15 protein-coding genes are annotated in these 18,598 nt (G+C 69.9%); 5 read left to right on the top strand and 10 right to left on the bottom strand.

From position 1 onward, the window contains the following. Positions 1-363: 363 nt before the first annotated feature. Positions 364-2,319 (bottom strand): VWA domain-containing protein, encoded by a 1,956-nt coding sequence (locus AB0M51_RS02110; RefSeq protein ID WP_344189846.1) that lies wholly within the window; start codon positions 2,317-2,319, stop codon positions 364-366. A 1-nt stretch (position 2,320) separates the two neighbouring features. Next, positions 2,321-3,718, bottom strand: coding sequence for a sigma 54-interacting transcriptional regulator (locus AB0M51_RS02105; protein ID WP_344189848.1), 1,398 nt, complete (start codon positions 3,716-3,718; stop codon positions 2,321-2,323). Between the two features lie 246 nt (positions 3,719-3,964). Here AB0M51_RS02105 and AB0M51_RS02100 point away from each other — a divergent pair, with 246 nt between their 5' ends. Beyond that, positions 3,965-4,372 carry a hypothetical protein gene (locus AB0M51_RS02100; protein ID WP_344189850.1) on the top strand — a complete coding sequence of 136 codons (408 nt, stop codon included), beginning with the start codon at positions 3,965-3,967 and terminating at the stop codon, positions 4,370-4,372. Positions 4,373-4,385: 13 nt separating this feature from the next. Next, positions 4,386-6,068, top strand: coding sequence for a hypothetical protein (locus tag AB0M51_RS02095; protein WP_344189852.1), 1,683 nt, complete (start codon positions 4,386-4,388; stop codon positions 6,066-6,068). On the opposite strand, the gene AB0M51_RS02090 is transcribed toward AB0M51_RS02095, so the two are convergent. Then, positions 6,034-7,314 carry a serine hydrolase domain-containing protein gene (locus AB0M51_RS02090; protein ID WP_344189854.1) on the bottom strand — a complete coding sequence of 427 codons (1,281 nt, stop codon included), beginning with the start codon at positions 7,312-7,314 and terminating at the stop codon, positions 6,034-6,036. The two genes, AB0M51_RS02095 and AB0M51_RS02090, sit on opposite strands and share 35 nt — an antisense overlap. Before the next feature lie 10 nt (positions 7,315-7,324). Next, complete coding sequence (locus AB0M51_RS02085) at positions 7,325-8,041, bottom strand: Clp protease N-terminal domain-containing protein (RefSeq protein ID WP_363747732.1); 717 nt, start codon at positions 8,039-8,041, stop codon at positions 7,325-7,327. Positions 8,042-8,129: 88 nt separating this feature from the next. On the opposite strand from AB0M51_RS02085, the gene mug reads away from it, so the two are divergent. After that, positions 8,130-8,630, top strand: a complete 501-nt coding sequence (gene mug / locus AB0M51_RS02080; protein ID WP_363747730.1) for a G/U mismatch-specific DNA glycosylase — start codon at positions 8,130-8,132, stop codon at positions 8,628-8,630. Here the strand turns inward: mug and AB0M51_RS02075 are convergent. Next, positions 8,623-9,552, bottom strand: coding sequence for an alpha/beta hydrolase (locus AB0M51_RS02075; RefSeq protein WP_363747728.1), 930 nt, complete (start codon positions 9,550-9,552; stop codon positions 8,623-8,625). The genes mug and AB0M51_RS02075 overlap by 8 nt on opposite strands. Before the next feature lie 113 nt (positions 9,553-9,665). Here AB0M51_RS02075 and AB0M51_RS02070 point away from each other — a divergent pair, with 113 nt between their 5' ends. After that, positions 9,666-10,238, top strand: coding sequence for a TetR/AcrR family transcriptional regulator (locus AB0M51_RS02070; RefSeq protein ID WP_363747726.1), 573 nt, complete (start codon positions 9,666-9,668; stop codon positions 10,236-10,238). A gap of 26 nt (positions 10,239-10,264) precedes the next feature. Next, entirely contained in the window at positions 10,265-13,570 is a 3,306-nt protein-coding gene (locus AB0M51_RS02065) for a HEAT repeat domain-containing protein (protein WP_363747724.1), read from the top strand. 1 nt (position 13,571) lies between these two features. Here AB0M51_RS02065 and ligD read toward each other — a convergent pair whose 3' ends face one another. From ligD to AB0M51_RS02040, 5 genes are read right to left on the bottom strand one after another with little or no spacing between them, the layout of a single operon-like run. Beyond that, a complete protein-coding gene (gene ligD, locus AB0M51_RS02060; RefSeq protein WP_344189866.1) occupies positions 13,572-14,540 on the bottom strand; it encodes a non-homologous end-joining DNA ligase in 969 nt (322 codons plus the stop codon). Then, complete coding sequence (locus AB0M51_RS02055) at positions 14,530-15,729, bottom strand: hypothetical protein (protein WP_344189868.1); 1,200 nt, start codon at positions 15,727-15,729, stop codon at positions 14,530-14,532. The genes ligD and AB0M51_RS02055 overlap by 11 nt, the downstream gene beginning before the upstream one ends. Continuing rightward, positions 15,726-16,571, bottom strand: coding sequence for an acetylxylan esterase (locus tag AB0M51_RS02050; RefSeq protein ID WP_344189870.1), 846 nt, complete (start codon positions 16,569-16,571; stop codon positions 15,726-15,728). Before AB0M51_RS02050 ends, AB0M51_RS02055 begins: the two co-directional genes overlap by 4 nt. A gap of 4 nt (positions 16,572-16,575) precedes the next feature. After that, positions 16,576-17,502 carry an acetylxylan esterase gene (locus AB0M51_RS02045; RefSeq protein WP_363747721.1) on the bottom strand — a complete coding sequence of 309 codons (927 nt, stop codon included), beginning with the start codon at positions 17,500-17,502 and terminating at the stop codon, positions 16,576-16,578. An 11-nt stretch (positions 17,503-17,513) separates the two neighbouring features. Continuing rightward, on the bottom strand, positions 17,514-18,596 hold the full coding sequence (locus AB0M51_RS02040; RefSeq protein WP_344189874.1) for an ABC transporter ATP-binding protein: 1,083 nt from the start codon (positions 18,594-18,596) through the stop codon (positions 17,514-17,516). Between the last annotated feature and the right edge of the window lie 2 nt (positions 18,597-18,598).

Genomic DNA, 18,598 nt, shown 5'->3' with positions numbered 1-18,598 from the left:
TGCAGGTGGGTGTTTTCAGGCGCGGCTAAGTAGGCCGCTGGCCCGTCGGCAACGGCGGCGGGGGCGTGCTTTCAGAGTAAGCCCGAAAACCAGTCCAGTTGAAACACTGGTCTCACGATGCCGACGTGACCCTTCCCACAACATGCAGGCCGGAAAACCCTTACAGCGTTGACAACGCGAGACAATCGAACACCTCTCCAACGATTCCCAGCCAATCAGCATCCGGACGCCGACGGACCGGTCGAAAGGACCGCGTCATCGCGCCGAAGGTCCCTTCCGCGGCGCCCCGGACAGCAGAACGGGACCTCCGACATCTGACCGATGTCCGAGGTCCCGCTGGGTGCTGCGAGGTGCTGCGAGGTGCTACAGCTTGCGCCGGGTGCGGAGGTAGTCGCCGACCACCGCGGCGCCGAGGCCGTCGGCGTCCGGTGCGAGGACCCGGCCGCCGCTGCGGCGGGCGAGCAGGTCGACGAACGCGTTCAGCCGCGGGTCGTCGCCCAGGCGGAAGACGGTCAGCGAGGCGCCGAGCTTGGCGAGCCGGTCGACCTCGAAGATCGTCTTGCGGAGCGTGGCCGGCTCCGGCGGGTACGAGAACTCGGCCGTCCCGTCCGGTTCCAGGTGCGCGGTCGGCTCGCCGTCGGTGACCATCAGTACGACGGGTTGCGCGTCCGGGTGCCGGCGCAGATGCCGGCCGGCGAGCAGCAGCGCGTGGTGCGCGTTGGTGCCCTGCTCCCAGGTGCCTTCCATCCCGATCAGCTGCGGCAGTTCGACGACCCCGGCGTACCGCCCGAACGTGATCAGCTGCAGTGCGTCGTTGCGGTATCGCGTCGAGATCAGCTGATGCAGCGCGAGCGCCGTCCGCTTCATCGGCAGCCAGCGGCCCTCCTGCACCATCGACCAGGACGTGTCGACCAGCAACGCGACGGCGGCCCGCGCCCGGTGCTCGGTTTCGGCGATCTCCACGTCCGCGACGTCGAGCTTGACGGAGCCCGACCGTGACGAGGTCCGCAGTACCGCGTTCCGCACGGTCCGCGGCACGTCCCACGGCTGGGTGTCCCCGAACTGCCACGGCCGGGTCGATCCGCTCAGCTCACCAGCCGCACCGGCGTTGGCGGCGTCACGTTCACCCGATCCGCGCGCGGTCCGCAGTACGTCGGCCAACGCCGTCTGACCGAGCTGCCGGAGCGCCTTCGGCGACAACTGCAGCGAACCGTCGGGCGCCCGCTCGATCAGCCCCTGGTCGCGCAGTTGCCGCTCCAGCTCGGACAGCCGGCGGGCGTCGACCGTCGCCTCGTCACCCAGCTGCCGGGTCAGCGCCTCGAGGTCGATGTCCTCCAGCCGCGCCCCCGGGTACGACTGCGCGAGTTGCTCGGCCAGCGCGTCCAGCTCGGCCAGGTCGGACATCGCCTGCGCACCCTCGGCGAGGCCGAGCGGATCGTCACCGCTCATCCGCTCCGAGGAGTACCAGTCCTCCCCCGGCCGCAGCGCCTGCAACTGGGCGTCGAGCTGGGACAGCTGCTGGGACAGCTGCGCGTTGCCGAACGCCTGCTGCGACAGCTCCATCAACTCGGCGCGTTGCTCGGGCGTCATCGAGTTCAGCATCCGCTGCGCCGCGGCCGCCCGTTGCGCCAGCGCGTCGATCAGCTCCTCGACGTTCTGCGGGTTCTCGGGGAAGAACTCGCCGTGCTCGGCCATGAACTCGTCGAACATCTGCGGTACGTCGGGACGCCCCTGGGCGTGCGCGGCGAGCAGCGCGTTCAGGTCCGTGAGCATCTCGTTGATCCGCTCGACGTCCTCCGGCGTGGTCTGCTGCAGCGCCTCCTTCATGCCCTCGAACCGCGACCCGAGCAGCTCGCGCCCGAGCAGTTCGCGGATCTCCTCGTACTTCTGCCGGGCCTCCGGCGACTCCCACTGGTAGTTGGCCAGCTCCCGTACGGCGGCCGCCGTACCGGACGGCAGCGCGTCGAGCTCGGCCTCCTTGAAGCGGGCGTCGTCGGACGGGTTCGGGAACAGCTCGCGCCGCTCCGCCTCGAGGGCCTCGTTCAACAGCCGCTGGACGTCCTGCAAGGTGCCGTCGAGGTTGTGCCGCCGCTGGATCTCGCGACGGCGCTCCCACAACCGGCGGGTCAGGTCGTCCAGACCCTGGGTGTTCCGGGTGCCGCGCCGGAGCATCTCCTCCAGCGCGGACCGCGGCGACGACCCGTTCATCACGTCCCGGCCGATCTCGTCCAGCGCGTCCCGCAGATCCACCGGCGCCTGCAGCGGATCCGGCCCGTCGTGCCACGGCCCGTAGGACCAGCCTTCGGGTATCGAGCTCACGTCAGGCCCCGTAGACCGTCGTGTCGTCGTCGGCGTCCTTGGCGACCCGTTTGGACAGGTAGAGCATCTCCAGGGCGAGTTCGACGGCGGCCGCGATCCGGCCCGGCGAGTCGTCGGCGTGCACGCCCGCCCGGGCGGCGACGTCGTGCAGCACCGGCAGCTCGGGCAGCGCGGACAGCACCTCCCGGCCGGGCACCCGCTCACCCGTCGTCACAAGGTTGCCATCGGCAACCGCGTGCGCGAGCGGCGACAGGTCCAGCCCGGCGAACCGCTCCCGGGCGGTGTCGGCCACCGACCGGCGCAGCAGGTACTCCAGCAGCTCGATCTCACGCCCTTCCTCGCCGGGCTCGAACTCGAGCTTGCCCCGCAGTACGGCGGGCACCGCCTCCAGGTCGACCGGTCGCGCGACGGCCGGCTCCTCGCCGGTGATCGCGGACCGGCGCAGCGCCGCGGCGGCGATGGTCTCGGCCGCGGCGACCGCGAACCGCGCGGAAACCCCGGACCGCTGGTCGATCGACGTCGACTCGCGCAGGTGCCGGACGAACCGGGCCAGCACCTCCAGCAGCGGCTCGCCGACCTCCGCGGTGAACTCGGCCTCCTGCCGGATCACGTCCACCTCGGCGTCGATGTCGAGCGGGTAGTGGGTCCGGACCTCGGCGCCGAAGCGGTCCTTCAGCGGCGTGATGATCCGGCCGCGGTTGGTGTAGTCCTCGGGGTTGGCCGTTGCCACCAGCAACACGTCGAGCGGCAGCCGGAGCGTGTACCCGCGGACCTGGATGTCACGCTCCTCCATCACGTTCAGCAACGCGACCTGGATCCGCTCGGCGAGGTCCGGCAGCTCGTTGATCGCGACGATGCCGCGGTGCGAGCGCGGGACGAGCCCGAAGTGGATGGTCTCCGGGTCGCCGAGACTGCGGCCCTCGGCGACCTTCACCGGGTCCACGTCGCCGATCAGGTCGCCGACGCTCGTGTCGGGCGTCGCCAGCTTCTCGGCGTACCTCAGATCGCGGTGCAGCCACGCGACCGGCAGGTCGTCGCCGAGTTCGGCGGCGCGCCGCCGCGAGGCGGGGGTAATCGGGTCGAGCGGGTGCTCGGGGAGCTCCGCGCCCTCGATGACGGGGGTCCACTCGTCGAGCAGGCCGACGAGCGTGCGGAGCAGCCGGGTCTTGCCCTGGCCGCGCTCACCGAGCAGTACGACGTCGTGGCCGGCCAGCAGGGCGCGTTCGAGTTGCGGAATCACCGTCCGGGTGAATCCGACGATGCCGGGCCACGGATCACGTCCGGCCCGGAGCTCTTTCAGCAGGTTGTCACGGATCTCGGCCTTGATCGACCGGGGAAGATGTCCGGCGGCCCGGAGGTCACCGGCTTTACGAGGGAGTTCAGCAGGTGCACTAGTCACTTTGACGACGTTAGCTCGCCGATCCCAAATCGCGCGCGGATTATCTCGAACCCGCACAATCGGCCCACCAGAGGAGCAGTGCCCGTTCCGCCCGCTCCGAACGTCCTCTGCCGACCCGCCGGAGGACGCCGCGATCCGGGACGTTGATCCCTGCGACGGCCCTCGGCCGCGGAGCAGGATCGGTGGTAGAGGAGCCGGGGTACGACGGCTGCCGCCCGGCTCGGGAATCGGTACGGGGAGGTAGCGATGAACCAGCAAGACTTGCCGCAGGGTGTCCCGATCGACGCGGACACGGTCCCGGACGCGACGGCCTTCGACCTGGACGAGGACGGGGTGGTCGACGCAGTCGCCGTCGACACCGACGCGGACACGGTCCCGGACACGGCTCTGTTCGATCTGGACGAGGACGGCGTGGTCGACGCGGTCGCCGTCGACGCCGGACCGGATCCGAGCAGCGGTTTCGATCTGGACGAGGACGCCGGCACGGACATCGTCGTACCGGACGACAACCAGGACGCGCTCGAGGACGACTCGATGTTCACTCCGCCGGACGACGTCACCGAGGACGACGTGGACCAGGCTGCCGGCGATCTGGAGCACACCCAGCTGATGAACCAGTACATGAACTCGACGGGCGTGATCGACACCTACTGAGAGGGGGCACACGATGAACACCGAGACGGTTGCGGCCGGACGCGCACCGACGATGGGCGAGATCGCCCGCGCGGCGCAGGCGAAGGAGGCGGCCCGGCACACCATCTATCTCGTCGGCGATGAGCGGGTCGGGATACTGCCGCGCGACCAGGCCGAACTGATGGTCACGGTGGCCGAGCGCCTGGACGCACGCCGCGACCTCATGACTCAGCAGTCGGACAAGCTCGGCGCGCTGCTGAAATTCGCCGGACGGCTGCGGGACGCGATGGCGACCGCGGCGTCGTCGGCAGTCCGGCTCGACGTCGAGCCGGCCGAGCAGGCCATCGCGACGTTCCTGCTGACGCAGGCCCGGGTGCGAGCCGCGACCTCCGCGACCTCGCGGGTCCGGCACGTGTGCAAGACCTGCGGCAACGTGGTGCTGAGCAATCCGGAGTACGAGAAGAAGGTGCAGCACGAGCGCAGGCTGCGGGCGGGCGCGCAGAGCGTCGGTATGGCGTTGGGTACTGCCGGCATCTCGACGATCTTCATGGCGAACACGCTGCTCGCGTTCCGGAAGGGCCCGGGCTGGCACTGCCCGCGGTGCTCCGGGCTGGAGTCCGACGACGGGATCACGGTGTTCTGCCCGCGCTGCAAGGCACAGAACGACAGCGAGGTACTCAAGACCTGCCGCAAGTGCCACTACAGCTTCGTCGCCGGGGTCGACGTCAGCGACGTCTGGCGGCCGGCTGCTGAGGTGGAGGTGCCGCCGCCGGCCGGCGAACGGCTCGGTGTCGAACTGCACCTCGACGACGAACCGACGATGCTCGCGTTCCTACCCGGCGGCGGGCGGATGCTCACCGCGAGCCACGCACGGTCCGTGCAGCTGTGGCGGATCGCCGATGCGGGTGCGGAACCGGTGTGGAACGCCTCGGTCGGCGGTCTGGTGAAGGTGAGCAGGCCGATCGTCGCGCTCAGTCCCGATGGGCAGTGGGTGGCGATCGCCAAACCCCAGACCCCACGGGTCCGCCTGCTGCGCGCAACGGACGGTGTCCAGGTCGGCGAGATGGTGTGGGCGCTCGCCGATGGTTCCACCCCGACCGACCTGGTCTTCCGGCCGGACAGCAAGGCGCTGGTCATCGCCAACTCCTACGTCGAGGTCTGGGACCTGACCGGGCGTCGCTGGATGCGGATGAAGCTCGGCGGGATGGCCTCACCGTCACGGGTCGCCTACAGTCCGGACGGCACGTTCATCGCCGCCGCGGGCGGGACCTGGTCGAACAGCCGGCTGATGATCTGGAACGCCGCCACCGGAGCCCTGCTCGCCACGGTCCCGCTGCACGCGTCCATCGAGGATCTGGCCTGGACGCCGCGACCGGAAGCGCTGGCCGTGGCCGCCGGCAACACGGCACGGCTCGTCGGAATTCCGGCGGGCAACCAGTTCGGCGAGTTCGCTCTCGATGCGCAGGTCACCGGTGTGGCGGTCAGTCCTGACGGGCATTACCTCGCCGCGGCGTCCCGGGACCATTCGGCCCGGGTGTTCGACCTGCGATCGTGGTCCGAGGTCGCCCGGATCAGCAGGCCGTCCGAGGTGACCGCGGTGGCCTTCGCGCCCGACGGCCGGCTCGCTGTCGGCGACGACACGAACGTGGTCCAGTTCTGGTCCCCGCCGGCGGAGGTCGCCGCTATCGGATCCGAGGTGTCACACGGCCAGAGGTGAACACTGCGGTCGACGTGAAGGTCAGGGGGACCCACGAGTGTTCCGGGGAGTAGCGGGTCACGAAGTGGTTCCCGTCCGCGGGGGCGGTCGGGAGCAGGTCGTACTCGTGCTCGGTCTCCTCCGCGAACGCCAGTCGGTCCCCCGTCGCGCTCTCGATCAGTACCAGCCGGTCGTCCCGCCGTACGACGTCCAACCGGACGCTCGCGCGCTCGTAGCGCCCGACGTGCCGGTCGTCGACGGCTAGCTCGATGGGCTGCGGCGGCTCGGGGTGACCGACGCCGGCGTAGTGCCGGAAGACCTCGGTCGCGAGCGGTTCGAACAGCCGGGTGCCGTTGCCGGAGTTGGTCAGCAGGCACATGATCAGCCGCGCTTCCGGGTCGATCCGCAGGAACGCGAGCTGCGAGATCGTCGACCCGTCATGACCGAACAGCCGACGACCGTCCCAGTCGTAGATCCGCCAGGTCAGGCCGAGGTCGACGAATCCGCCGATGCCGGCCGCGAACGGTACCTGCGGCTCCTGCATCGCGGCGTACCGTTCGTCGCTCAAATGCATCCTGGCGAACTCCAACAGGTCGCTAGCGCTCGCGGTGATCGTCCCGGCGGGGCCGATGCTGCGCGGTAGCTGCCACGTCGTCACCCGCGCGCCCTCCGCGGCGGTGTGACCGACCGCGGCGCTGTGCAGGATCGCCTCTTCCGGGAGAGTGACGGTGTGGTGCAGGCCCAGCGGTTCGATCAGGCGAGCCTTGACCGACTCGTCCCAGGTGCGGTCGTCGAGTACTTCGATCAGGCGGCCGAGGAGGACGAAGCCCGCGTTGCAGTACGAGTACGCCGTACCGGGTTTGAAGAGCTGGTCGACGCCCGCGAGCAGTTCGACGTACCGCTGGAGGCAGTCGTCGCCGCGGCCGGTGTCGGTGAACAGGTCGCCGTCGATCCCGCTGGTGTGGGTGAGCAGCCGGCGGACCGTGATCCGCGCGTCGACCGGTGCCTCTGGCAACAGTTTGACGATCGGGTCGTCGAGGTCGAGACGGTGCTCGGCGGCCAGCTGGACGATCATCGACGCGGTCCATGCCTTGCTGATGGAGCCGATCTGGAACAGCGAGTCGGCGGTGGTGCGCACGCCGGTCGTGGCGTTCAGGACGCCGTACGGCGCGATCGTCGTCTCGCCGTCGTGCCAGATCCCGAGCACCGCCCCGGTGACGTCCGCCGCCACCGCCAACTCGTCCAACCGCCCAGCCCAGTCAGCCATGCGGACAAACCTACTTCTTGAAGCCCTCCAGCGCGGCACGGATATCGGCCCACGCGGCCTGCTCCGCCAGCCCCTGGTCGAGCAGGATCTTGGTGGCGATGCCCGCCTGGTCGCGGAAGAACGCGAGCAGGAGATGCTCGGTGCCGACGTAGTTGTGCCCGAGCGTCAGCGCCTCGCTGACCGCTCCCTGCAGGACGTGCGCGGCCCGTCGGGTGTACGGGGGGTTCTCGCGGTCGAGATCGGTCGCCTTCTCGGTCGGCTCGCCGGCCGGGCTCTCGGCGTCGACCGCCGCGCGGACGGAGTCCTCCGTGATGCCGTGCTTCACCAGCACCTTGGCGGCAATCGCACCGGGCTCCTTGTACATCCCGAGGAGCAGATGCTCGGTGCCGACGAAGGCGTTGTTCCGCTCGCGAGCGATGTCGGCCGCGGCCTGTACGACCGTTCGCGCACGCTGGGTGTAACGCTCGAACGCCGGGCGGGCGGTCCAGGAGTCGGCGAAGCGCTTGTGGACAGCCTGTTTGGTCACGCCCAGGACGGCGCTGATCTCCACCCAGGACTTGCCGGCGCCGCGGGCGCGGTCCACGAAGAAGCCGAGCGCCTGGTCGCCGGTGGTGGTCAGTTCGTTGATCGTCGCCGCCGCGGCGGCGAGCTGCTCGAGCTCGTCGTCGCTGCCGGCGTCGGCCTTGATCGTGTTGATGAGCTGCTGCAGATCAGGTCCGGGAGTCATAGCGTCAACCCTAGGTTGACAACTTCTCCGGGTCAACCCTGGGTTGACGATGGGTGGGACATCTCCTGTCGTTAGGTACCGTCTCCCCGTGCAAGGCATTCCGGATGTGATCGGGGACGGGTTGCGGGTGTTGTTCTGCGGGATCAACCCGGGGCTGATGTCGGCCGCGACCGGGCATCACTTCGCGCGCCCGGGCAACCGGTTCTGGCCGACGCTGCATCTGAGCGGGTTCACGCCACGGCAGCTGAAACCGGCCGAGCAGCACGAGTTGCTGAGCTATCGACTCGGCATCACGAACGTGGTCGACCGCCCGTCCGCCAAAGCCGCCGAGTTGTCCCGCGCGGAGTTCCTCGCCGGCGGGGAGAACCTGGTGAAGAAGGTGCTCGACGTACGGCCCGAGTGGCTGGCCGTGCTCGGTGTCACGGCGTACCGGGACGCCTTCGGCGACCGTACGGCGGCGGTGGGCAAGCAGGACCGGACCATCGGCGCGACCCGCGTCTGGGTGCTGCCGAATCCGAGCGGCCTGAATGCCCACTACACGCTGCCCAAGCTCACCGAGGCGTTCGCGGAGCTGGCGCAGGTCAGTTGAGCGCCTTGCGCAGCGTCGAGATCGCCAGCTCGATCGCGGCGTTCGCGGCGTAGGTGTCGCGGAGCGCGTCCAGCATCACGAAGTCGTGGATGATCGCCGCGAACCGCACGGCGGTCGTCGGTACGCCGGCCTCCAGCAGCTTGACGGCGTACGCCTCGCCCTCGTCCCGCAGTACGTCGGCCTGACCGGTGATGACCAGCGCCGGCGGAAGGCCGTGCAACTGCTCGGTTGTCGCGCGGAGCGGCGAGGCGGTGATCTGGTTCCGCTCGTCCTCGTCGGTGGTGTATTGGTCCCAGAACCACTTCATCCCGTCGAGCTGCAGGAAGTAGCCCTCCCCGAACTCCCGGTACGACGCGGTGTCGAACGACGCGTCCGTGACCGGGTAGAACAGCACCTGCTGGACGAACTTCACGTCGCCGCGCTCCTTCGCGAGCAGCGTGACCGCGGCCGTCATGTTCCCGCCGACCGAGTCGCCGGCGATCGCCAGCCGCTCCGCGTCCAGTCCGTGCTCCTTGCCTGAGGCAATGATCCAGCGGGCGACCGCGTAGCTCTGCTCGAGCGCGTGCGGATACCGCACCTCGGGCGACAGGTCGTACTCCGGGAACACCACCGCGGCACCGGCGCCGACGGCCAGCTCGCGGACCAGACGGTCGTGGGTGTGCGCGTTGCCGAACACCCACCCGGCGCCGTGGATGTAGAGGATCACCGGCAGGACGCCGGTCGCCCCCTGCGGCTTGACGATCCGCGCCTTCGTGCCGTCGGCCGCGGTCACCCACTCCTCGTCGACCGGAAGCTTCGGGTAGTCGGTGGTCTGCACCTCGTCGACGGCCTTGCGACCCTCCTCCGGGGACAGCTGGAACAGGAACGGCGGCTTCGCGGTGGCGTCGGCGAAAGCCTGGGCGGCGGGCTCGAGCACAGTCATTGTTCTTCCTCCCATAAGCGCTGAGAACGATCGTTCTCTGCTGGCGTTTGCTACTGTAGGAGAACGATGGTTCTCCGCGCAAGGTGGTGCGGGTCACCCGGGAGGTTGCACAGATGGTGCTGGACACGGCGACGGCGCAACGACAGGTGCTGGACGCGGCGGACGCGCTGTTCTACGAGCGCGGCGTACAGGCGGTCGGGATGGACGCGATCCGGTCCGCGTCAGGGGTGTCGCTGAAGCGGCTGTACCAGCTCTTCCCGTCCAAGGAGACGCTGATCGAGGCATATCTGGACCGCCGCGACGCGCTCTGGAAGTCGATGCTCGCCGAGCATGTCGAGGCGGCGACCGATCCGCGGTCGCGGCTGCTGGCGGTGTTCGACTTCCTGTACGAGTGGTTCCAGCAGCGGGACTACCGGGGCTGCGCGTTCATCAACTCGTTCGGCGAGCTCGGCACCGTCTCGCCGCGGGTCGCCGAGCTGGCGCTCGAGCACAAGGAAGGCTTCCGCCGCGCACTGGGCGACCTGGCCGCCGCGGCCGGCGCCCGCGATCCCGAGCAGCTCGCCGACCACCTCATCCTGCTCAGCGAGGGCGCCATCACCCGCTCCGCGATCTCCGGCACCGCCGATCCGGCCGTCCGCGCCCGGGAGGCCGCGACGATGATCCTGGACGCGTCGCTCGCGAGCTGACACCACTCGTTCGGCAGGATGGGTCCATGCGTCTGCCGGACTTGCTGCGATCGATCGACGGGCTCTCGTACGGCGGGCGCGTACGGTTTCTGGCGGACCACGCGCCGCAGCTGGCCGGGCTGCTGGGTGAGCTCGGTCGCGGGAGTTCGTTCGAGCGCGTCCTCGGGCTGCAGATCGCCGAGGTCACGCGCGACGCGGCGTACGTCTCCCGGATGCTGCGGGACCGCGAGCCGGCTGTCCAGGCGCGGGCGCTCGCCGCGGTGGGTCGCGGCGTACCGGTGACGGACGACGACCTGCGGATCCTGTACGACGACGCACCGGCGGCGCTCCGGTCCAAGCTGGTGGCGCTGGTACGGCGGCAGCGGCGGGAGCATCTCGCCGTACGGCTGATCGACGAGCACCGCGCGCGCTGGGGTGATGTCGCGGCAACCGGTCTGCTCGACGCCGTGGACGACGAGACCGTGGCGCGGCTGCTGCCGGAGCTGGCGTACTGCGTGACGCCGGGCAACTGGCGGCGGCTCGCGAAGCATCACCGGGAGCAGGTGCTCGCGTTCGCGCGGGCGACGCTGCCGGCCGGTGAGGACCGCGCCGAGTGGTGGCAGGGCGTGGGACACGCCGTCGCCGCGGCGCTCGACGTCGAGTTGCTGGAGGAAGCGCTGCCGGCCCACGACCTGCCGGCGGCGGTCATCGACGTGATCGGGCCGCTCGCCGATCGGGATCCGGCCGGTGTCCTGGCCTTGCTGCTCGCGCCCGACCGGCGGAGCGTCGTACACAAGGCGTTGACGCCGGCCCTCCGACGCCGGTTGTACCGGTACTCCGACGATGAGCTGGTCGAGCTCGGTCGCGTCCTCTGGCCGGAGCTGACCGACGTACTGCGGGAGCTGGCTCCGGGCCGGCGCGGGCGGGTGTTCGAGGCGGTGACGAAGGACGTCGACCTCGGTCAGGCTGAGCTGCCCTCGGAACTGCTGCGGGTGCTGCCGCATGCCGTGCGGGTGGAGCAGGCAAGGCGGATGCTGGCGCTGCCTGCGATCGCGGAGGACGGCGCACGACGGCGGCGGGTGACCGCTCACCTGCCGTACGACGACGCCCGGGCGTCGCTGTCGGACGAGCTCCGGGATCCCGACGCGGGAGTGCGTTCGTCGGTGTATCAGGCGGTTCTCCGGTCAGCGACGCGGCCGGAGCAGGTCGTGGCGGCGGTGACGTGGGCTGCGGATCGGGTACGGAACGACCAGGATCTGGTGCGGCTCGCCGTACTGCACACCGTCGCCGACGTCTCACCGACGTTGCTGACCGCGGCGTTGACCGTGCCGTTCGAGACCTTGCTCGAGGATGCGCTGAACGCGCGCGACACTTCGTGGGCGACCCGGCGCGCGCTCGGGCGGATCGCCGAGCGCGCCGTCGTACATGGTGCCCTGGGCAACGAGTCGGCCCTGCTGGACTGGGGCCTGCGGGCGCATGCGCGGTTGGCGGAGAACCTCGGTGAGATCGCACTCCATCGGATTGTTGACAATCTGCCGCGCGGGCGCGAGGCCGCGGTGTACGACGTACTGCGGCCGGCGATCGAGGCGTCCGCCCGGCGGCTGGAGTTCGGCCTGGCGTTCGCGGTGGCCGAGGCGTTCGGCCGGCGGGCGTGGCGGCTGGACCACCTGCAGGACGTACTCGAGCAGGCGGTGTGGTCGAACCAGGAGCACACGGTCGAGCGGGCGTGCCGGTACTGGCTGGATGCGCCGTCGACCCGGTCGGAGCGAGTCGAGCGGATCATCCGCCGGGACGTGCGGCTCGCGCGCTGGCATCCGGTGTGGTGGCTGGTGACCGAGGTACGGACCGATCTGCTCGACCCGGTGTTCGAGGCGGCGGACAGCATCCGGCGGTTCGATCGGAACAGCCTGTCGTGGGAGGTGCCGGACTACGCGCTGCGGCTGTGGCTACCGCGACAGCAGGCCCGGTACGCGTCGTTGCTGGCCGGCGTGGCGCGTGATCCCGGGATGCCCCAGTGGTACCGAGCCGCGGCCGTGAAGACACTCGGTCGGGTGCCCTCGGCCGGGCGGCCTGCCTTGGACGAGTTCCTGGCGAGTGAAGACGTGCTGTTGCAGGAGGCCGCGCTGGGCGCGTTGGCGTGGACCGGGCGCCCGGAGCTGGCGATGCCTTTGCTTCTGTCCCGGGCAGGGGACGATCGGGCGCGTGTCGCCATGTACGCGGCGAGTCGGGCGGCGCGCTACGTTCCGCCGAGTTTGTTGCCGGGGTTGTTGCAGCCGGTGCTGTCTCGCGAGGGCGTGAAGGTGACGGCGCGCAAGCAGGCGGTGCGGCTGCTGGGTGAGCTGCGCGCGCCGGGCGCGGGCGCGGTGCTGACGGAGACGTGGGCCGGGGCGCATCGGGACGTGCGCGCGGCGATCGCCCGGACTGTGTCGCAGTACTTGTTGTACGACCCCGCGGCGTGGGCCGTTCTCGAGCAGGCGGTGCATGATTCGCCGGCGACCGCGGTGGTGCTGGGCGCGCGTTCGGCCTACGACGTACCGCTCGCGTACCGGTCGCGGTACGCCGATCTGCTGATCGCGGTGACGACCCGTTCGGAACCGGAGGTGGTCGGTCCGACGCTGCTCGCGCTGCGTGGGTGGGCGCGCTACAGCCCTGCTGCCGCGGGGGTTTGTGCCGACTTCGTCACGGATCTGTCGCTGCGTAGTCGCGTGTGGTCGGACGCGATCACTGCGCTGGTGTCGATTGTGGCGTCCGATCCGTCCGACGGTGTGCCTGAGCTTGTCGAAACGGTCCGTTTGCTGGTTCGGCTCGAGGAGGATCCGGCGCTGCCGGACGCCGCCGCGGATCGGGACCACCCGGCTCGGCAGCGGTTGGCCCGGTTGGTGGGTCAGCTCACCGGGCAACTGGCGCATCGCTCGGCTGCCGCTCGCAGTCACCTCTCGCAGGTCGCTGCCGAGCTCACCGCGCCCGACTACCTCACGTCGCGCTTACAGTTGCTTCTCCTGGCCGCGCCCACACCGGCTGACGCCGTACGCACACTCCGCGAGGTTGTCGGGGCCGTCCCGGCTGCCACTGGGGACGACGTACTGGCGGCCGCTGCTGCGGCGGAGCTCCTCCGCGCCCGTCTGCGGGCAACCGAATCCAACTGGTCGCCGGCTGAGCTGCTCCCGCCGGCCGAATCGCTCAGCCAGGCAACCGATCCAGCGTCCGGCCTTCTGGCGCACGCCCTCCTGTCCACCGCCGGCCCACGAGCCGGCTGGCCGCCCGCCTGGCGCCGGCTACTGGTTGCCCTCCGCAACAACCCGTCAGCGTTCGTCCGCCGCGCCGCCCTCGAGCTGGTCACCGCGGCGGAGTAGCTCACTCCTTCTCGGCGGCCTCCCGGGCGCGTTTGCGGCGTTTGCCTTCGTGCATGGCCGCGACCCGGGCGACCGGGATCGCGCGGCCCTCGACCAGCACGTCCTCGGGAATCTCCTGCGGCGCCGGCAGGGCGTCGGCCCACGGATCGCGGTCCCCGAGCAGCTCGGGCGCCGTACGGACGGTGAAGTCCCGCGGCGACACGTTCTCCAGCTCGTCCCAGCTCACCGGGAACGACACCGTCGTCCCCGGCCGGACCCGCGGGCTGTACGCCGCCACGACCGTCGCGCCGCCCGAACGCGTGGAGTCGACGAACACCTTCCCGTGCCGGTCCTCCTTGATGTACGCCGTGGTCGCGACGTCCGGATCCAGCTTCTCCGCGCGCGCCGCGATCGCCCGGGTCGCGGCCGCCGCGTCCTCGATCGTCAGATTGTCGGCAATCGGAACGATGACATGGACGCCCTTCGCGCCGCTCGTCTTCACCGCGCCCGACAACCCGGAGTCGGTCAGCGCCTGCCGGACGAGCAGCGCCGCCTGGACCGCCATCGTGAACGTCTCGCCCTCCGGCGGGTCGAGGTCCAGCACCAGGTGCGTCACCCGGTCCCAGCGGCCGACGCGCATCAGCGTCGGGTGGTACTCGACCGCGCGCTGGTTGGCGAACCACAGCAACGTCCGCCGGTCGTCGCACAGCGCGTACGACACCTCCCGCTTGGACGCCTCCGCCCACACCTGGACGGTCTTGACCCAGTCAGGCGTGTACTTCGAAACGTTCTTCTGCATGAACTGCGGTTGCCCCGGGCGGATCCGCACCACCGAGAGCGGCCGCTCCCGTAGCTCGGGCAGGATCCGCCCGTGCACCGCGTCCAGGTAGTCGACCAGGTCCCGCTTGGTCGCCTCGGCCCCGTCGAACAGCGGCTGATCCAGATTGGTCAGCTCGACCCCGTCCCGCACCTCGTCCGGCTTACGCGCCATCCCCTGAGCTTAGAGGGAAACCAGGGGTCAGGAGCTTCAGCATGGCGTCGAGGACCAGTTTGTCCTCTCCGGGTCGGAGCGTCTGGGGGTTCAGTGCGATCGCGTCATCGGGCAGGCCGAACGTGCCGACCGAGATGCGTGGGTCGCCGTCGAACAGCTCCTGCACCACCTCGTCACGGTTCCTGGTCAATCGGAGTACGGCGCGACTGTGCGGCTGGCCGGCTTCGCTCGGATACCCACGCTCGACGACCACGCCCGGGATGTCCTGCAAGCCAACAATCCAGTTGTCGACAATCCGCTCGTAGCTCGCCAGCAGCGCCCCCTCGTCCTGCTGCAGCGTCCACTCGACCGCGGCGAGCAGGCCCATCAGCTCCTCCTTTCCCACCTTCATCCCGCGTCCGATCTCGTGCAGCGGTGAGCTGTGCCCGCGGAGCCGGTCGATCAGCCACCGCTTCCCGAGCACCAGCCCACTGGCCTGCGGTCCACGCAGTCCCTTGCCGCCGCTGACGATCACGGCATCCGCACCGGCGTCCCGCGTGAACCGCCACAGGCTCGCAACCGGTGGGATCTGCGCCGCCGCATCCACCAGCACAGGTACGCCGGCCGCACGAGCAACCCGGACAACATCCTCGATCGGCAGCGCACCCGCGGCGTAATGCGCACCGGCGAACCACAACACACAGGCGGGCTTCGACCCGGATTCGTACGCCGCCCCACCCGCCGCACCACCCGCCGTCCCACCCGCGACCCCACCCGCCGGACCGGCCCCAGGATCGCCCGGAGCGCCGAGCGCGGGTTCGCCGGAGAGCGCTGTGCGGAGTTCGTGCTCCGAGGGGCCGATCTCGACGATGCGGGTGCCGAGGAAGCGGGCCGAGTAGTCGTAGCCGTTGCGTTGGCCGGCGAACATGACCACCGTGGCATCAGCAGGGAAGGCCTGCGACTCGGTGGTGATGCAGGCGGCGACCGCCAGCGTGATTGCGGCGGCTGCCCCGGAGGTCACGTAGGCGGCCTCGTTGTGCGTCAGCTCGGCCAGCCGCTCCCCCACACGCCTGTTCAAGTCCGGCAGGTCGACGAACTGTGCCGCCGCCTCCACCATTGCCTGCACGACCGGTGGCGGCATCAGCGAACCGCCCAGCACGGTGACCGTCGCGTTGGCGTTGATGACCGGCCGCGCCCCGAGCGGATTCATACGACGAACTTCGACATCGCCGGGACCCCGGACCGCTGCGCCAACCACGCATCGAGGAAGTCGTTGTCCGTACCGTCGAGATGCGTGACCTTGTAGACCTCCGGATCCGGCAACGCGGTAAGCAACGAACGACACCAGTCCTCGTCCTCGACGGACACCAACGTACGCCCGCTCACGCCCGGAGCATGCCGCGCCGGATCGTAGTACGAGAGGGTTGTCGACAATCCGCTTGTCGACGCTCCACCGCGCACGTGATCGTTCAGTTCCTCCAACGGATACAGACACGACGTCAACCGCGCCTCCATCGCCCGGTAGAACAGCAGGTCCGTCACCCGCACCGAGCTGAACCCGGGCCGCCGTGCCGCCGTCAGCACAGCGAGGTCGTCCCCGCTCACCGCGACCCGGGCCGGATCCACCTCCGACAGCCCCATCAGGAACTCAGCCGCGCGGAGGCAGTCCGCCGCGATACCGCGGTAGACGTACGTCGACGGGTCGTCGATGCCCATGGTCAGCAGTCCTGGGTACGCCGCCGCGAAACCTTCGTCCGCCAGGCGCTGGCCGCGATGCATCAGGCTGAGGACGACGTACCGGCCACGGTCGTTCGGATGCGGGATGTTGTTGACGCTCCCGTACCGCGGGGTGATCAGCAGCCCCGGGAACGGCCCGTCGCCGGCCGGAATGCTCAGGTTGCCGTACACGCGGTACGGCCCGGTGCTGGTGATCCGCAGCGAGTAGAACGTCGCCTCGTCGGTCGTACGCGCCGGCACCACGTCCAGCACCGGTCGGCCTGGGATCGCCGCGAGCTCTTCGTCGACCTGGGCCCAGTAGGCGTCGAATGTCATCAGGTCACCGTCCCGGGGTGAGGTGTTCGGCAAGGAAGTCCTCCACGATCCGCATCACGTCCGGCAGGCCGGCGTGGTGCGCGCAGTGCGGGTACAGGTGCAAGGTCTTCTCGCACGTCAGCGCCCGATGCAGTGCGAACCCGGTCTCCGGCGGGCAGACGTCGTCCTCCATCCCGAGGTACAGCAACGTCGGCGCCTGCACCTTCGGGGCGAAGTTCAGGCCGTCGTAGTAGGCGACCGTCTCGCGGACGCGGTCCACGTCCTTCGGGTGGATGCGCAGGTACTCGTTGATCTCCTCGTAGGGGTAGGACCGGGTCAGCGTGGGCGCGGTCATGATCCCGCACAGGTACGGCGCCCCGGCCGCGACGCAGCTGATCACGTCGGGCATCAGCGCGGCCGTGGAGATCCCGAGCCCGCCGCCCTGGCTGGAACCCTGGAGACCGATCCGCTGATTGTCGACCTCAGGACGATCCAGCAGCACCTCTACCGCGCGGACCACATCCAGGTAGAAGCCGCGGTACCCGTAGGTGTTCGGGTCGACGATGTTGTGCGTCAGCAGGCCCGGGTAGCCGGGGTTGAACACCTCGTTCGAGCGGAGCTTGCCGCGCGGGGCGATCGCCAGCGTGGCGTAGCCGAGTTCGGCCCATTCCTTCGGGACGGTCGGCTCCGAGATGTACCCGGGGATCGTGACCAGCCCCGGCAGCGGGCCGGGCCGGTCGCGCGGTACGGCGTACCAGCCGGCGATCCGGAGTCCGCCGTAACTGGTGAAGCGCAGATCGTAGACAATCACACGATCTGTGCAGAGCGCCGGCATCTCGGTGAGTACCGGGTCGAGCGGGTACGACGCACAGTCCGCGAGGCCGGCGGCCCAGAAGGCGTCGAAGTCTTCCGGGAGGTCGACCTCGACGGTCGCGTTCTCGGGGTCTCTCAAGGGCGTTCCTTTCACTCGGGAGCGTGGAGGGCCGTGCCGTCGGCCGCGTCGAAGAGGTGCAGCCGGTCCGGGTTGAGGCCGACGTACACGGTGCTGTCGTGGCCGAGCCGGAACGGCGTGGGGACGCGGGCCTTCAGCAGCTCGCCCTGGATGTTGACGGTGACGAGAACGTCGGGACCGAGCGGTTCGGAGACGAAGACCTTCGCGGGGTGATGGCCCTCGACCCGCGTGGTCGACACGGTGAGGTCTTCCGGGCGGATACCCAGCACGACCGCTCGTTCGGCTGCCTCCAGGCGTTGGGTGAGCGGTTGGGTCAGGGCCGCCGAGCGGAAGGCGCGGGTGCCGTCCGCGTCGGACAGTTCGCCGGTGAGGAAGTTCATCGGCGGTGAACCCATGAACGACGCGACGAAGCGGTTCGCGGGGCGTTCGTAGATCTCTTCCGGAGTGGCGCACTGCTGGATGACGCCGTCCCGCATGACCGCGATCCGGTCCGACATCGTCATCGCCTCGACCTGGTCGTGGGTGACGTAGATGAAGGTCCGCGCGACGTCGACGTGCAGGCGCTTGATCTCGGCGCGCATCAGCACCCGGAGCTGGGCGTCCAGGTTCGACAGCGGCTCGTCCAGCAGGTACGCCCCGGCGTCGCGGACGATCGCCCGGCCGAGGGCGACCCGCTGGCGCTGGCCGCCGGACAGCTCACGGGGTTTGCGGTCGAGCAGGTCCTCGATGTCGAGCGTGCGCGCCGCCCGCTGCACCGCCTCGGTGATCTTTGCCTTGGGCACCCGCATCATCTTCAGCGCGAACCCGATGTTCTGCGCGACCGTCCGGTGCGGATAGAGCGCGTAGCTCTGGAACACCATCGACACGTCGCGCTTGTTCGCCGGCAGCCAGCTGACCGGCTTGCCGTCGAAGAAGATGTTGCCCTCGGTCGCCCGCTCCAGCCCGCAGATCATCCGCAGGGTTGTCGACTTTCCACAACCCGACGGCCCGACCAGCGTCAGGAACTCCTGGTCCTCGACGGTCAGGTTCAGATTGTCGACAACCAGTTTGTTGGCAAACCGCTTGCTGACACCGTCCAAACGTACTTCGGCCATCT

Origin of the sequence: Kribbella sp. NPDC051137, from assembly GCF_040682535.1 — a bacterium.
GTDB classification, from domain to species: domain Bacteria; phylum Actinomycetota; class Actinomycetes; order Propionibacteriales; family Kribbellaceae; genus Kribbella; species Kribbella karoonensis.
This window is presented reverse-complemented; position numbering and strand designations above follow the sequence as displayed.

Coding starts and splice junctions, on each gene's coding strand:
- AB0M51_RS02100 (WP_344189850.1), top strand. CDS start 3,965: ATGAACCAGCAAGACTTGCCGCAGGGTGTCCCGATCGACGCGGACACG.
- AB0M51_RS02095 (WP_344189852.1), top strand. CDS start 4,386: ATGAACACCGAGACGGTTGCGGCCGGACGCGCACCGACGATGGGCGAG.
- AB0M51_RS02090 (WP_344189854.1), bottom strand. CDS start 7,314: ATGGCTGACTGGGCTGGGCGGTTGGACGAGTTGGCGGTGGCGGCGGAC.
- AB0M51_RS02085 (WP_363747732.1), bottom strand. CDS start 8,041: ATGACTCCCGGACCTGATCTGCAGCAGCTCATCAACACGATCAAGGCC.
- AB0M51_RS02075 (WP_363747728.1), bottom strand. CDS start 9,552: ATGACTGTGCTCGAGCCCGCCGCCCAGGCTTTCGCCGACGCCACCGCG.
- AB0M51_RS02070 (WP_363747726.1), top strand. CDS start 9,666: ATGGTGCTGGACACGGCGACGGCGCAACGACAGGTGCTGGACGCGGCG.
- AB0M51_RS02065 (WP_363747724.1), top strand. CDS start 10,265: ATGCGTCTGCCGGACTTGCTGCGATCGATCGACGGGCTCTCGTACGGC.
- ligD (WP_344189866.1), bottom strand. CDS start 14,540: ATGGCGCGTAAGCCGGACGAGGTGCGGGACGGGGTCGAGCTGACCAAT.
- AB0M51_RS02055 (WP_344189868.1), bottom strand. CDS start 15,729: ATGAATCCGCTCGGGGCGCGGCCGGTCATCAACGCCAACGCGACGGTC.
- AB0M51_RS02050 (WP_344189870.1), bottom strand. CDS start 16,571: ATGACATTCGACGCCTACTGGGCCCAGGTCGACGAAGAGCTCGCGGCG.
- AB0M51_RS02040 (WP_344189874.1), bottom strand. CDS start 18,596: ATGGCCGAAGTACGTTTGGACGGTGTCAGCAAGCGGTTTGCCAACAAA.